We start from the raw sequence: 14,769 nt of genomic DNA on the forward strand, positions 1-14,769 counted from the left end.
TTAATCCCTAAGTATAAACATAACTAACCCAAGGTAACAGAGAAATAGGGCTAAGTTTAGCCAAGAAAGCTTTATGATTAGTATACTTGGATATAACTTTAGGAGTAATTAGGTTTGTCAACACGGTTAATACAATTACTATTGCAACAAATAATAGCAATGGTGAGAACAGTAAACCATCAAAAGTAAGTATTGGCATATTTGGCTCCTTAGTACTAAATAATTACTTAGTAATAATAACAATAAATTTTTTAATAACTATTACTAATTTAACTATTTTTATGATACACTGTATCGCAAAATGATATAATAATAGTTTGGTTATTTAATAGCAAAAAAGTTATTATTAAGCACAAAGTTGGTAAACTTAGAGAATTAGCGGGTTTTATATGAGCAAAGATAAAAAATCCAAATAATTACTAGAGCTGTAAATATACTAAAAAGTATAAGTAATGAGCCAGGTGGTATGAGCCTAGGTGATATTGCTAAACAGGTTGATTTACCACGCTCTACAGTACAAAGAATAGTTGCTGCTTTGGAAGCAGAATGCTTCACAAGAAGTGAGGGTGCTGGGAAAATCTTACTTGGATCAGAAGTATTTAGATTAGCTTCATTGTCATATGCAGATATTGCATCTTTGACACAAAGTTTATTGAGAAAGTTGAGTGAAAAACCCGTGAAACAGTGGTGTTAACACAATCAGATAGAGATGATCTTATTGTGGTACATCGTTTTATTGCTAATAGATAGTTACAAGTAATCCCAAGGATAGGAGTTCTTGAAAAGCCTATTTATAATACAGCTCCAGGTAGGGCATTACTAGTTTTGTATTCAGATGATGAAATTATTGAAATATTGGGTGAAGAAATTTCTGCTAATAAAGAGTTGTTTGCAAAATTGGCAAAGATAAGAGCTAGTGGCACAGAATTTGATTATGGTAAGACTATAGAGGGTATTGTCAGTATAGCAATAGCAATAAATACTTTCTTAGGAAGCTTTGGAGTTTCTATACTAATACCACAGTATCGTTATGATGAAAATAAAGATTTTTATATTAATGAACTCTTAAAAGTCAAAGCACAAATTTTAGCTGATATTGGTGTTAAAGGTTCTAAAATCTATTAGGCTATTTTAATCATTTAATATTAATTGTAAAAAAATAGCTTATTAAGGTTAAAGATTTGCATTTGAAAGTTGAAGCTTAATAAGTCTTTGGCATTAATTATATTTTTTCATTCAAATATTACCAACTTTCTAGAGTAACTTTCTAATTCTTTAGAGAATATTTTTATTTAAGATATTTATCAAGAAACTTAAATACAAGTTCCAAATTATTTTTGGTTTCAAATTTTTCTCCACCATGCTTAGCCCATTGATAATTGCTAATTCAACTTTGTCTTTTCCAATAACTTTAACTAATTTTTTTATAGAAATTTATACTTTGTTGGACAGGCACGACATTATCAACACTACCATGCTCTATAAGAAAAGGAGGAGTATCTTTGTTTATATATGTTTCTTGGGTCAGCCATTTTGACTTTTTGTGGGCTATTACCTATATTTACTACCAATATATAAGCTCGCAGATGAATCATCTTGTGAATGAATTGGCTTACCAAACCAGACTATCTAAATTCATCATTCATTTTACTAAAATCTGTAGGTCCAAACCAGTCAATACAATCCTGTATATTTACAAATATTCTTTGTTGCCTAAACTTAAATCATCTAGCTCGGTTATTTTGTTTCCAGATTAGCAGCAAGGGCTGCTAAATTAGCACAAGCAGAATCTCCCAAAAAAGCTATAGCATTTGTATTTAGATTGTATTTGTTAACATTTGCTTTAACAAATCTAATTGCTGCTTTGATACTAGTATTTAAGCTGGAAATTTTGCCTTATTAGCTAAGCGATAATTTACTGAAACTACAGTATAGCCATGTTTAATGCCTTCAAACATAGGTTTTAGTTGATAGTCCGCCTTATTTTCACCTAAGAATGCTCCACATGTATAGCTATTATAACATGATAGGGTTTAGCAAAATTTTACCATTAGGTAAATAAATATCTAGCTTTTGTACATCTGATATTGAAGCACAAGGTATATTTAGATATTTGTTTTTAACCAGTTAAGTTAGATCCACTGTTATCAGTAAGTATTTGATACTAATTATTAGCTTTATACTTTATATATTCCAGTTATTATCAATAGAATTATTATAAAAAGTTTTATTTTATTGTTATTTTAAAACATTTTTGAATTGCCTCACAAAAAATATTTATATATCATTTAAAATAGCTATATTACTATCAATAAATCAATATTTGTAATACTTATAGCTTTATATATAGTATAGAATAAATACTGATTTTTGATATATTTTTATTTAAAAATTGACAATTAAACGCTATATGAAAGAATTGGCAGATATTAAAAAATCATCTAGTAATTAGAATACAAATATATGTCAACTCATGATTGGAAAAAAGCACTCAAAGAATCTTTCTATTCACCTTTAGAATTATTAGAGTTTTTGCAGCTAGATAGTGATAAAGCTAAAGTTTCATTAAATATAACCAGGAAGTTTAAGATGATTGTGCCTAGGTCTTTTGTTGATAGAATGCAAAAAGGTAACATTAATGATCCGCTTTTAAAACAAGTTTTGCCGACTGTCGATGAGGAAGTGATAGATCAAACCTATAGCAGTGATCCGCTTGAGGAAAAAATTATAATAAAGTCCCAGGATTATTGCATAAGTATCACGGTAGGGTTTTATTAATTGGACAAACAAGTTGTGCGGTGCATTGTCGTTATTGTTTTCGCAAAGAGTTTAATTATAAAGATAATATCCCAGGTAGGAAAGATTGATTAAAAGCTTTTGAATATATAGCAAATGAAAGTATAGAGGAAGTTATATTAAGTGGGGGTGATCCTCTATTAAATAATGATGAGGTCTTAGAGTTTTTTATAGAAAATATTCAGCAAATACCTCATATCAAAAGGCTTAGAATTCACTCAAGAATACCTGTAGTACTACCAGAGCGGATAACTACTAAACTATTAAAGTCTCTCTCAGAGCATAGGCTAGATACGATACTAGTTATACATGTAAATCACCCGAATGAGTTAGATGATAATGTTAGCGAAGTTTTAAAAGAAATACATAAGTCCGGCATAATTATCTTAAATCAAAGTACTCTTTTAAAAGATATAAATGATGATGCTAATGTATTATATACTTTAAGTACAAAACTGATAAAAGCTAGGGTAATTCCATATTATATACATTCATTAGATACTGTCTCGGGAACTAAACATTATAATGTTGATAATGCTAAAGATATTATGAAAAAGCTTTCGGAAATTTCTTCAGGATTTATGGTTCCAGTATTAACCAAAGAAATCTCTGGCTATCCATCTAAGAAGTGGCTATCTTTTTATGAGTAAAATCTCAAAATTTACTATAAGTTTTAATACTTCTAGCAATAGCATAATCAATTAAATATAATAAATTCATATATTTTATTTTCTACTAAAAATTCAAGCAAATGACAAAAGCTTACTACTGATATAGTTTTTAAACAAGCTGAGCATTAGCTAAAGAACTTTTGAAATAGCAGCTGTTTAGCTTTTGTATTTATTATAAATTTTTTGTATTAATGTACCTTGGGTTTTACCTTGGGAAATTTGACTACATTTAAAAAATTAGTATTGAAAAATGTTTAGACATAAAAAAAACAGTATTTCTAAGGGTTTTTAAGATCGTGGAGAAAAAAGTGCTTCCTATAAAATTCAATTTTAGTCATTCAAGTCCAAAATAGTTTTCTAATATAGTAATAACAATACTTTAAGCTATAAAGTTAATTCTCAATAAGTATTGAAAAGTTCATAATAATTTTATACTTCTGGTTTAGTTAAAACATCTTCACCATTATCTATTTTTTTCTCTAAGCTCAGTACTTTTCTTTCTAGCTTCATTCAAAGTTAATAAGTGGATGTGATCCTAAGTCAAACCATTTTCGTTTTTCATTAATAGTGTATCTTAATTGCCATGTTTTATTACCGTATTTATCTACTTCTTAATATAGTCCTAAACTGTCAATTATTCTTTACTCTTTACCTGTATTTTATCTTTTTGATTTTAGTTTCTATCAACATAATATTGATGACTTCATAGTTTGTTTATCACAATCGAGAATAGCATTTGGATACCATTTATTCCTGAATCGCACTGTATGGGGCTGGATGGAGCTAGAATATATTCACATCTAAAAAACCTTTGTTTTACAGTGTTTAGCGAACTTTTGGAAATGAATGGAAACAAAAGTGGTACTCGCAACTGGATTCGAACCAGTGACCACTACCATGTCAAGGTAGTACTCTAACCAACTGAGCTATGCGAGTATGTAAGTAATATTATAATTTCATATGCTCTAAAAGCAATAGTATTTTTAGATAATTTGCTTAATTTCAGGTTCATATGATTAATTAAATAATTTACAATATACCTTAATATTTAAGTACCTACTATATTTTATGAACGTTACTAAATTTAAGAAGCTCCTTGGTACTGGTTATTGGAGTGATTTTTATATTTATCCTTTAGCTGCTATGGTTTTTTTTATCTATGGTTCTAAATTACTTAATTTTAATCTAAAAATTATACCAATATGGTTTTTAGTTGGTATTGTTCTTGGTTCATTTATTGAATATTTTATTCATAGAGTTATTTTTCATCACTGTCCTGTATTTAAAGAACTACACCAATTACATCATGATAAACCTATTGAGCTTATAGGGAATCCTACTTATGTGTCTTTACAGGTATATATAATTTGTGTTTTTTTACCGTTATGTTTTATATTAAATCTAGCATATGCTAGTATTATCTTTAGTGCATTTTTATTAGACTTACTTTTTTATTTTATAATTCATCATACTACACATCATGTTAGATCTAAGAAAGGCTCAATATTAAATTGGTACAAAAAATATCATGTGATCCATCATAAGAATCCTAATGTGAATTTTTCGGTAGCTTTCCCGATCTGGGATATAGTCTTTCAGACTAAAGAAAAACAAAAAGATTAGCTTCTAATACTGATTGTTATTTATATCAATTAATATATCATGTTAAAACATTTTCTATACATTTATATTTTCTCATGCAAAAATTTACATTTTTCGTTAGCTGTGCCAAAGGTATCAAGCTACTACTCAAGATGAGATAGACATATTAGGTATATATTCACAAGAAAAACTTGCTGAAGTGAAATTTGAAGGCTCTATCGAAGACGCTTATAAGGTTTGTATATATTCTTATTTAGCTAGTCAAGTTATGCTAAAAGTAGCTACTGATAAGGTTACAAATCAACAAGATTTATATAACTTTATATCATCTATAAACTGGATGAATTACTTTGATGTTGATAAAACTTTTAAAATTATAATCTCTGGTAATCATTATGATTTTAACAATACAATGTTTGTCTCTCAAAGAAAACAAAGATTCTATTGTTGATCAGTTTAGAAATGTTACAAATCAGCGTCCTAATATAGATACAGAAAACCCTGATAATGTCATTAAACTTCACTTATACAAACAGTTTGTAAATGTATTTTTATGCTTAAATATTGTTAGCTTACACAAACGCAATTATCGCCAATTTCAAGGCCAAGCTTCTTTGAAAAAATCATTAGCTGCTGCGATACTTATCAAAGTAAGGTAGCTAGAAGAGCTAAAAAACAGCAACCGATATTGATCGATCTAATGTGTGGTTCTGGGACTATTCTTATTGAAGCTGCTCTTATGGCAAAAAATATCGCTCTGGTGCTGCTTAATAAAAAATTTAAAATATTTAACTCAAAGTTTCATGATAAGGAGTTATGGTATAGTTTACTACAAATTGCTAAAGGCTCACAAAAAACTACTAATGCCCATTATCCAAGGCTATGATATTGATAACAACGTTTTAGATAAGGCACAAAGAAATATTTATCAAGCTGGTGTTGGGATATTGTAACTGTCAAACGCCAATACATTCGTGATCTTGAAAATGAGTTTGAGAGTGCAGGTTTGATAGTTACAAATCCGCTGTATGGTGAGCGATTATATGGTGATCAGCTTGATGAGCTTTTAGATATTTTTAACGGCTTTGGTGATAGGTTATTGCAAGATTTTTATGTTTGGAAAGTAGCAATTTTGACAAGCTTTGCAAAATCAATCAAAAAAATGAAACTACGTACTGCCAAGCAAAATAAATTTTATAATAGTGCGATTGAAACTATCCTTTATCAGTTTGAGATAAATGAACACACTAAGTTTAAACATGAAAGTCAGCTTGAGAAAAATATTTGTTTGGCTGAAGCAAGTGCACAGAAGTCTAATGAACATATAGATTTTGCAAATAAGCTCAAAAAGAATTTCAAAAGCTTAAAACCATGGTTAAAGCAAGCAGCTATTAAGTGCTATCGTTTGTATGGTGCTGATATTCCAACTTTTGCAGTTGTGGTTGATGTATATGGCGAGCATGTTTTTTTACAAAAGTACCATGCTAATGCAACTATAGATCAAAATATTGCTAAACAAAGATTTTATCAAGCTATATAGCAGATACATAAAACTCTTGATATTAAGTATGAAAATATCCATACACGAATACGCCAGCGCCAAAAGGGCAAAGAGCAGTATCAAAAAGAAAATGATAAAAATAAATTTCATATTATCAGCGAATTTGGTGCTAAGTTTTATATCAATTTTGATGATTATTTAGATACAGGTATTTTCTTAGATCACCATAAAATTAGACAACTAGTTGCAAAAGCTGCAAAAAACAAAATTTATTAAACTTGTTTATCTATACTTGCACAGCTAGTGTTCATGCTACTTCGAAAGGTGCTAAAACTACAAGTGTAGATATGTCTAATACTTATCTTGATTGGGGTAAGAATAATTTTACTCTAAACAATATCGATGCTAAAAAACATAACTTTATCCAAGCAGATTGTATGAGTTGGTTAAAAACTAATAAAGATAAATTCGAGGTGATATTTTTAGATCTACCAACTTTCTCAAGTTCTAAGCGCATGGATGGTATCTTAGACATTCAAAAAGATCATGAGTTGCTGATAAATTTAGCTATGGATTCGCTTAAGAAAGCTGTGTAATTTATTTCTCAAATAATTATAGACGGCTTTAAAATGTCACCACAGATATTAGAAAAATTTAATTGCGAAAATATTGATAAAATCTGTTTATCACGTGATTTCTTATCTAATAAAAATATCCATATTGTTGGGAAATTAAATATAAGTGATATTATCTCAAAATCTAGTATTTTAAAATCTGTAATATTTTAGCTAAGCTAGTCTATCTGTGATAAAATTTGCATAGCAATAAAAAATTTATAATTAATTAAAATGGGACGATTTCAACAAAACCTGATGTATGCGGTTATCTTAGTGATAATTTTTGCAGTCTACATGTATTTTTTTACTTCTAACAATGAAGCTGAAACAAAAGGGGTTTATCTACCTAAATACAGTGATGAATTTCCACCAACAGATCCAAGTCAAGTCAGAGTTTATAATTTACAATATCAAGGTGATACACAAGGAAATATTGGTCAAGTTAGAACCTCAACTCATGTCAGTAATGAAAAAGATTTTCAAAAACTTTGTGATAAAGATCTTAAAGAAGCTATAAAACTAGCAGCACAACATGGTGCCCATGAAATCAAATATATTTGTCTCTATCCAGAAGGGCAAATCAATGAGTTAAGTAGTGTTCAATTACGTGGATACGCTTTTAGAGATTAAGTAAATGAAAAAACTAAATATAATTTTTGCTGGAACCCCTGATATTTCAGCACAAGTTCTAAAGGATTTATATAAATCACAACATAATATCCAAGCTGTACTTACACAACCAGATAGACCAAAAGGTCGTGGTAAAAAAGTACAGTTCTCACCTGTCAAAGAAGGTGCACTAGCAAATGATACGCCAGTGTTTCAGCCGTTATCTTTTAAAAAAAATCCTGAAGTGCTAGAGCAAATTAAAGAGCTAAAACCAGATGTAATAGTTGTAATAGCTTATGGAATTATTGTTCCACAAGAGTTTTTAGATATACCAAAATATGGATGCTTAAATATTCATGTATCACTACTACCTAAATGGCGTGGAGCTGCACCTATTCAAAGAGCTATCCAAGCTGGAGATACAAAGACAGGTATCTGTATAATGCAAATGGATGCTGGGCTTGATATGGGAGATATTCTAAATACTTTAGAAATTGAAATACAAGATACAGATACTTCTCAAACATTGCATGATAAATTCGCTCAATTATCAATTAAGCCATTACTTGAAACACTAAAAAAGATTGAAACAATTAAACCACAACCACAACAAGGCGAGCCTAGTTATGCGCATAAGATTACCAAGCAAGAGGGGCTAATTGATTTTAACAAATCAGCGTGGCAAATTAGTTGTCATATTAGAGCATTTACCCCATGGCCCACAGCATTTTTTATATTAGATGAAAAATTAGTAAAAGTTGGTGATTTTGAGATACTTGACCAACATGTTGATAACAAACAAACAGGTACAATTATAGATATTAGTAAAAATGGCTTTGATATTGCGACAAGTGACAAAATTATAAGATTTAAACAACTAAAATTTCCTAACAAAAAAATGCTTAATATTGTAGATATTTTAAATGGTAAAGATTTAGATAAATATATTGGATACAAATCAGGATAAAATAGTGAAAGTTGGATTTATAATAGATAATTTAAACTCTTTTAATATCTCAAAAAATAGCACTTATATGATGCTACAGGCAGCTCAAGATAAAGGTTGGGAGATTTATACCTTTTATCTTAATGATTTATCAATAATCAATGGTAAACCAAAAGGTGATGCACTTAGGATAAAAATTCATAAAACAAAACAATCTTGGTATGAGATTTTATTGCAACATCATGATTTTTCATTATTAAATTTAGATTGTATCTTTATGCGTAAAGATCCACCATTTAATATGGAATATATTTATGTAACTTACATGCTTGATTTAGCCAAAAGAAATGATGTTTTAGTGGTTAATAATCCTCAAGCGCTTAGAGATTTTAACGAAAAAATAGCTATTGCAAATTATCCTAAATTTGCGCCTCATACTTTGATCACCAGAAGCTATAAACAGATTAATGAGTTTTATACAAAGCATAAAGATATCATTGTAAAACCTCTAGATGGTATGGGCGGTAGCTCTATCTTTAGAATTAAAGAGGGTGATAAAAACAAAAATGTAATACTAGAAACACTTACACAGCATCAAAGCTGCTATATAATGGTTCAAGATTACCAAAAAGCTATCAAAGACGGTGATAAGAGAATTCTCATAGTTAATGGTGAACCAATTAAGTATCTCTTAGCTAGAGTTCCTAGTGATAGCGATAATCGTGGTAATCTTGCAGCTGGTGCTACAGCAGAGGTTAGAGAACTTCAAGATAACGACTATAAGATAGCCAAAAAGGTTGCCCAAAAGCTCAAAAAAGAAGGAGTGATGTTTGCTGGCATTGATGTGATTGGAGATAAATTAACCGAAGTTAATATTACTAGTCCAACGGGTATACAAGAGATATACAAAGCTACAAAAATAAATGCTGCTAATTTACTAATACAAGCAGTTGAGAAAAAAATAAATAAGATAAGATAGGAACACGAAAATGGAGAATAAATTAAACTCTCAAAGTTTATTCGCAGAGGCACAACAATATATACCAGGTGGAGTAAACTCTCCAGTTAGGGCGTTTAAAAGTGTCGGTCAAGACTTCCCAAGGTTTATAAAGTCTGCAAAAGGCGCTTATCTATATGATGTTGATTGGAATAAGTATATAGACTATATCGGATCATGGGGACCAATGATTCTAGGTCATGGAGATGATGATGTCTTAGCAGCAATACAGTGTCAACTTAAAAATGGTCTAAGCTATGGAGCACCTTGTAAGCAAGAAGTTGAGCTTGCTAAAAAGATAATTGAGCTAATGCCAAATATTGAGCAAGTAAGGTTTGTAAACTCTGGTACAGAGGCAACTATGAGTGCGATTAGAGTTGCAAGAGCATATACTAGTAGAAGCAAGATTATCAAATTTGAAGGATGCTATCATGGTCATGCTGATGAGTTTCTTGTAGCTGCTGGTTCTGGTGCGCTATCTTTGGGTCAATCAAATTTTCCAGGAGTGCCTGAAGATGTAGTCAAAGATACTTTAGTAGCTAGTTTTAATGATATTGAGTCTGTCCAAGCACTTTTTGAAAAATATAAAGATGAAATTGCTTGTATTATCGTTGAGCCTATAGCTGGTAATATGAATATGATTTTCCCACAAGATGATTTCTTAGCTAAGCTTAGAACTATTTGTGATGAAAATAATAGTTTACTTATATTTGATGAGGTTATGACTGGCTTTAGAGTGGCTTTAGGCGGTGTTCAGAGTATTTATAATGTTAGACCAGATTTGACAACTTTGGGTAAAGTGATTGGTGGCGGTATGCCAGTAGGTGCTTTTGGTGGGCGTAAAGAGATTATGCAAAAAGTTTCTCCAGCTGGACCAGTATACCAAGCAGGTACACTGTCTGGAAACCCTATTGCAATGGCAGCAGGAATCAAAACTTTAGAAAAAATCTCACAACAAGGTTTCTTTGATGGACTAGGAGCTAAAGCACAAAAGTTAGTTGATGGTTTAAATGAGGCAGCTAAAGCCTATGATTTTAACTTTCATGCAAAATGTTTAGGTGGAATGTTTGGTTTATTTTTCTGTAGTAATAAAGTCGCAGTAAATACATTTGTAGATTTAGGCAAAACAAATCTTAAGATATTTAATCAATTCTTTGCATATATGCTTGATAATGGTGTATATCTATCACCATCAGCTTATGAAGCAGGTTTTATCTCGATAGCTCATAGTGACGAAGATATCCAAAAAACTATTTTTCTTGCTAAATACTTCTTTCGAGAGAATCATGACTAAATAATACTATGAATAATAAAATTAAAGATATTTTATTTGTTATAACTGTTGTTATAGTTGCTTTTTGTTTGTATCATGTGCCAAATTTTTACGCTCCTGATGAAACTAGATACTCTGAAGTAGCAAGAGAAATGCTAGCAAACCATAATTTTATAGTTCCTTATATTGATGGCATGATATTTTTTCATAAACCGCCATTAGTATATTGGCTTACTTATATATTTATGAGTATTTTGGAATACTTTGGGAGCAAGATTAGTAAATTTAGTATTACTAGGTATATTTTTAATATTTACCTATATCACCGGAAGAAAAATATTAGAATGTCGTCAAACTGCATTATTATCTTAAGGAATTTTTCTCCAAACAAGCTCTTAAAAGTCGTAAACAAAATTCAGATAAATGGTTTTTAGTTATTTGGGCAGATGATAAAATTAATTCACAATAATTTTTCTGTGGTCCAAAAGATTTTATGCTTTCTATACATGAAAAACTATTTAAAAACTCGATTAATGAAAAAGATATCTACTTTGAATTTTTTGGCCAGAAAGTATATTAAAGCTTTAAACTTTAACAGGTAGTTTTCCTATCAATTTTTTATTATCAAAAATATTTTCTAATGCAGCTTGGATATTAACTTTTAGTGATGTCTTTGTATAATTGGTTTGATCCATAGAGGTTGCTCCATATATGCAAATATAATTTTTTATATTATCAATATAGTTGATATCATAAGGAGCAAGTGCTGCGATATTTATAGTTTGCTTTGGCTTTATAGAAGTTAGATGACTATATTTATAATCATACTCACGCAAATTTGCTGAAACTAGTAAAATTACATCAGCATTTTTAATGCTATTTTCAATATTTTCATTATTAATATTTTCGCAGATAATATTAGCATTTGAGTTATTATTTATTACTACTTTTTGTAATTCATTACAAAAGTCTGCTAAACGTTGATTGTCTGTATCGATAATTAAGATATTTTGTAGCTCGCTAAGTTTACATGGAATAATTCCTGAATTTCTAACTACAGTTGTACTTTGTTTAGCTATATCTAAAGCTATTTTTTGATGTTCACAAGAGTTAACTATTTGATCGGCTAGTTTAAGCTGCTCATTTTCTGATACTTTAAATATCAAATTTTGCTCAAGTTTATGTTGTTTTTTAAATCTGATAATATTGTCATAAGCCTTATCAACTGCTATAGCAAATTTGACATTTTTAGCATACTCTTTTTCTAGCTCGCTAAAAAGATCTTCTAATTTATAAATATCTTTTTCTGACCATACCCGAATTGGCATAAGTACAATATCTACACCAGCCAATATTACTAATTTTGTTGCTTCAATAGTGCCAAAATGTTTAGCAATAGCATGCATATCCATAGCATCTGATATTACTAGCCCATCAAACCCTATTTGTTGTTTTAGAAGTTCTGTAATTATTTTATAAGATAGCGTAGCTGGCACATAAATATTTTCACCAGTTGATATTGATTTGTACTGAGTGTCATCTATGACTGGTACACTTATATGTGCGGTCATAACCATACTACAGATATTAGTAAGTTTTCTAAAAGGTAATAACTCTGTAGTTTCTAAACCATTAAGACCCTTAGCTAAGATTACATTACCTAAATGACTATCTATCGAGGTATCACCGTGACCAGGGAAATGTTTAACACAATCTATAATTTTAGCATCATGGTAACCAGCTATAGCATTTCTCGCATACTCAGTGACTACTTCTGAATTATCAGAGTATGATCTTATGCCAATAATTGGATTATTTTTGTTTGAATTAACATCGACAGTAGGTGCAAAGTTGATATTTATACCCAAGGAATATAATTCATCTCCAATTAACTTAGCCATGGTGTAAGAATTATTAGGATTATTGGTCGCTGCTAATGCCATATTACCGCAACCACTAGTGCCTTGTTGAAGACGATTTACTCGACCACCTTCTTGATCAGTAGCGAAAAATAGAGATGTAGAATTGTTTGCTTGTAACTCTCTCAATAAAGAGATGGTTTGTTGGTTATCTTGGATATTTTCTCTAAAAAGAATAAATCCACCTAAATTATAATCTTTAAAAATTCTATTGATTGTTTGATTTGCTTTTATAAATGGAATAGGTTGTTTAGTTGAATCTTCATTCCAATAGCGAAAATCCATCATAATTAGTTGACCTAATTTTTTTCTAATATTTGAGTTTGTAGACATCTATAGTTTTAAAATAGAATTAACATGAGAGTAATATAGCACAGAAGAGTTAGCTTTGTTTACATTCCCAGCCATGACTAACTAAAATTTTCTGACCTTTTAAAGTATTTATTTTAAATTCTGCTAAGAAGATAGCAATATCAGCAATATCTTGAACTGTTGTAAACTCCCTATCAACAGTACCCCCAAGCATAATATTTCTTACAACTTCTTCTTCAGAAATATTTAGCTCTTTAGCTCGCTTTGGAATTTGCTTTTCTACTAGTGGAGTTAATACAAAGCCTGAACAAATTAGGTTTGATGAAATATTATGTTCCACACCTTCTTTGGCAAGCGTTCGGACAAAACCTAGTTGAGCGTGTTTTGCAGCAACATAAGCCACCTTATTTTTTGATGCTAAACCGAATGAACAGAACCGACAACAATAGCTCTTCTACCAGTTTTTAGCTCAATCATATGTCTCATAGCTGCTTGAGTTACTAATAAAGTACCTGTTATATGGATATCAAACAATTTTCTCCATGCTGAAACACTAAAGTCAACAATAGGTGAGATTATCTGAATAACTGCGTTATTAATAATTGTATCAATACGACCAAATTTTTTGACAGTTTCATCACTCCTGATTTTATTTGCTCTTCATTTATGACATCCATTTGTACAGCTAGGGTTTCTACAGAATATTTAGCTGTTAAATCTCTTGCCACAGCTTGTGATTTGTCTAAGTCTTAATATGCAATTACAACTTTTGCACCTTGATTTGTAAACTCTATGGCCATTCCTAAACCAAGACCAGAAGAAGTAGCATCTGTAATTAAGGTAACTTTCCTTGAAATATTTTATTTAAGATAATCAAATACTACTTCACCGAAACTAAGAGTCACATCTGCGATAAAATGAGAGCCTTTGGCAATTTCTATAACTAGTAAATAATGCAGTGCAGCTTGAACATGATTTAATACTACTTATAAATCAACAGGATCAGTCCAAGCACTTTTAACTGTTATATCTTTGATATGGTATATTTGACAAGTTGACAGATACTTACATCTTTACTATTAACGTGTATTGTTTTAAGTAAAAAGTTTGGTGTTTCTTCTAAAGCTTTTTTAATAGCTTGTTTATCAAGCTCTTGATATTTATATTCCATAGTACCAAATGCAACATCTACACTATTATATTTGACTGTGCCTAATAATGTATCAGAATCTACAGTTATAGTAGGGTGAGCATATTTTTTTGGAAAATCCCAAATATCACGACCTGTGGCAATAGATGGTAAATTGTCTAACAGCATTATATGCGAGTGAATATAAGCTTTTTTACCTCCATATCCAACCTCAATAAGTTGTCCAGCTTCATTAAAGCAGCTAAAACCATTATTATATTTTTTGTTAAAAAAGAACTATCTAGAATAGCATAAATTTTGTTTATGTATTATAGTGATAATTAAGGCTACTAGCTATTCTAAAGTGTGATGTACACATGGCTGATTAGCAGCTTTA

General features: G+C 30.2%; 12 protein-coding genes, 1 tRNA gene and 4 pseudogenes. 10 read left to right on the top strand and 7 right to left on the bottom strand.

Features of this window, described 5'->3' with window-relative positions; translation table 11 throughout:
* Positions 1-199 (bottom strand): annotated as a pseudogene (locus tag C9379_RS01310) (hypothetical protein).
* Between the two features lie 267 nt (positions 200-466).
* On the opposite strand from C9379_RS01310, the gene C9379_RS08640 reads away from it, so the two are divergent.
* Entirely contained in the window at positions 467-694 is a 228-nt protein-coding gene (locus tag C9379_RS08640) for a helix-turn-helix domain-containing protein (protein WP_425536908.1), read from the top strand.
* 131 nt (positions 695-825) lie between these two features.
* Entirely contained in the window at positions 826-1,125 is a 300-nt protein-coding gene (locus tag C9379_RS08645) for an IclR family transcriptional regulator domain-containing protein (protein WP_425536909.1), read from the top strand.
* A gap of 163 nt (positions 1,126-1,288) precedes the next feature.
* On the opposite strand, the pseudogene C9379_RS01320 reads toward C9379_RS08645, so the two are convergent.
* Positions 1,289-2,231: pseudogene (locus C9379_RS01320) on the bottom strand (alpha/beta hydrolase fold domain-containing protein).
* 232 nt (positions 2,232-2,463) lie between these two features.
* Between C9379_RS01320 and epmB the strand changes: the two are divergent.
* Positions 2,464-3,446, top strand: a pseudogene (gene epmB, locus C9379_RS01325) (EF-P beta-lysylation protein EpmB).
* Positions 3,447-4,326: 880 nt separating this feature from the next.
* Here the strand turns inward: epmB and C9379_RS01330 are convergent.
* Positions 4,327-4,403: transfer RNA gene (locus C9379_RS01330), tRNA-Val, on the bottom strand.
* 132 nt (positions 4,404-4,535) lie between these two features.
* On the opposite strand from C9379_RS01330, the gene C9379_RS01335 reads away from it, so the two are divergent.
* The 7 genes and pseudogenes from C9379_RS01335 to C9379_RS01365 all read left to right on the top strand — a co-directional run bounded on the left by C9379_RS01335 (position 4,536) and on the right by C9379_RS01365 (position 11,446).
* Positions 4,536-5,090, top strand: coding sequence for a sterol desaturase family protein (locus C9379_RS01335; RefSeq protein ID WP_143385045.1), 555 nt, complete (start codon positions 4,536-4,538; stop codon positions 5,088-5,090).
* A gap of 74 nt (positions 5,091-5,164) precedes the next feature.
* Positions 5,165-7,315, top strand: a pseudogene (rlmKL, locus tag C9379_RS01340) (bifunctional 23S rRNA (guanine(2069)-N(7))-methyltransferase RlmK/23S rRNA (guanine(2445)-N(2))-methyltransferase RlmL).
* A gap of 103 nt (positions 7,316-7,418) precedes the next feature.
* Entirely contained in the window at positions 7,419-7,817 is a 399-nt protein-coding gene (fvfA, locus tag C9379_RS01345) for a Francisella virulence factor A (protein WP_143385044.1), read from the top strand.
* 4 nt (positions 7,818-7,821) lie between these two features.
* The gene (gene fmt, locus C9379_RS01350) at positions 7,822-8,763 is read left to right on the top strand and encodes a methionyl-tRNA formyltransferase (RefSeq protein WP_143385043.1); all 942 of its coding nucleotides are present in this window, start codon (positions 7,822-7,824) and stop codon (positions 8,761-8,763) included.
* 4 nt (positions 8,764-8,767) lie between these two features.
* Positions 8,768-9,721 carry a glutathione synthase gene (gene gshB, locus C9379_RS01355; RefSeq protein ID WP_143385042.1) on the top strand — a complete coding sequence of 318 codons (954 nt, stop codon included), beginning with the start codon at positions 8,768-8,770 and terminating at the stop codon, positions 9,719-9,721.
* 10 nt (positions 9,722-9,731) lie between these two features.
* Positions 9,732-11,033, top strand: a complete 1,302-nt coding sequence (gene hemL, locus C9379_RS01360) for a glutamate-1-semialdehyde 2,1-aminomutase (protein ID WP_143385041.1) — start codon at positions 9,732-9,734, stop codon at positions 11,031-11,033.
* A gap of 8 nt (positions 11,034-11,041) precedes the next feature.
* Positions 11,042-11,446 (top strand): ArnT family glycosyltransferase, encoded by a 405-nt coding sequence (locus tag C9379_RS01365; RefSeq protein ID WP_318263367.1) that lies wholly within the window; start codon positions 11,042-11,044, stop codon positions 11,444-11,446.
* 150 nt (positions 11,447-11,596) lie between these two features.
* Here the strand turns inward: C9379_RS01365 and C9379_RS01370 are convergent, their stop codons facing one another.
* From C9379_RS01370 to C9379_RS01385, 4 genes are all read right to left on the bottom strand, one after another.
* Positions 11,597-13,264 carry a glycoside hydrolase family 3 protein gene (locus tag C9379_RS01370; protein ID WP_143385040.1) on the bottom strand — a complete coding sequence of 556 codons (1,668 nt, stop codon included), beginning with the start codon at positions 13,262-13,264 and terminating at the stop codon, positions 11,597-11,599.
* Between the two features lie 49 nt (positions 13,265-13,313).
* Positions 13,314-13,646: an SDR family oxidoreductase gene (locus C9379_RS01375; RefSeq protein WP_318263366.1), complete on the bottom strand. Its 333-nt coding sequence runs from the start codon at positions 13,644-13,646 to the stop codon at positions 13,314-13,316.
* 14 nt (positions 13,647-13,660) lie between these two features.
* The gene (locus C9379_RS01380) at positions 13,661-13,891 is read right to left on the bottom strand and encodes an SDR family NAD(P)-dependent oxidoreductase (protein WP_343377522.1); all 231 of its coding nucleotides are present in this window, start codon (positions 13,889-13,891) and stop codon (positions 13,661-13,663) included.
* Positions 13,892-14,267: 376 nt separating this feature from the next.
* Positions 14,268-14,609 carry an acetoacetate decarboxylase family protein gene (locus tag C9379_RS01385; protein WP_343377523.1) on the bottom strand — a complete coding sequence of 114 codons (342 nt, stop codon included), beginning with the start codon at positions 14,607-14,609 and terminating at the stop codon, positions 14,268-14,270.
* Between the last annotated feature and the right edge of the window lie 160 nt (positions 14,610-14,769).

It is taken from the genome of Francisella-like endosymbiont (assembly GCF_003069505.1).
Lineage (GTDB): Bacteria > Pseudomonadota > Gammaproteobacteria > Francisellales > Francisellaceae > Francisella.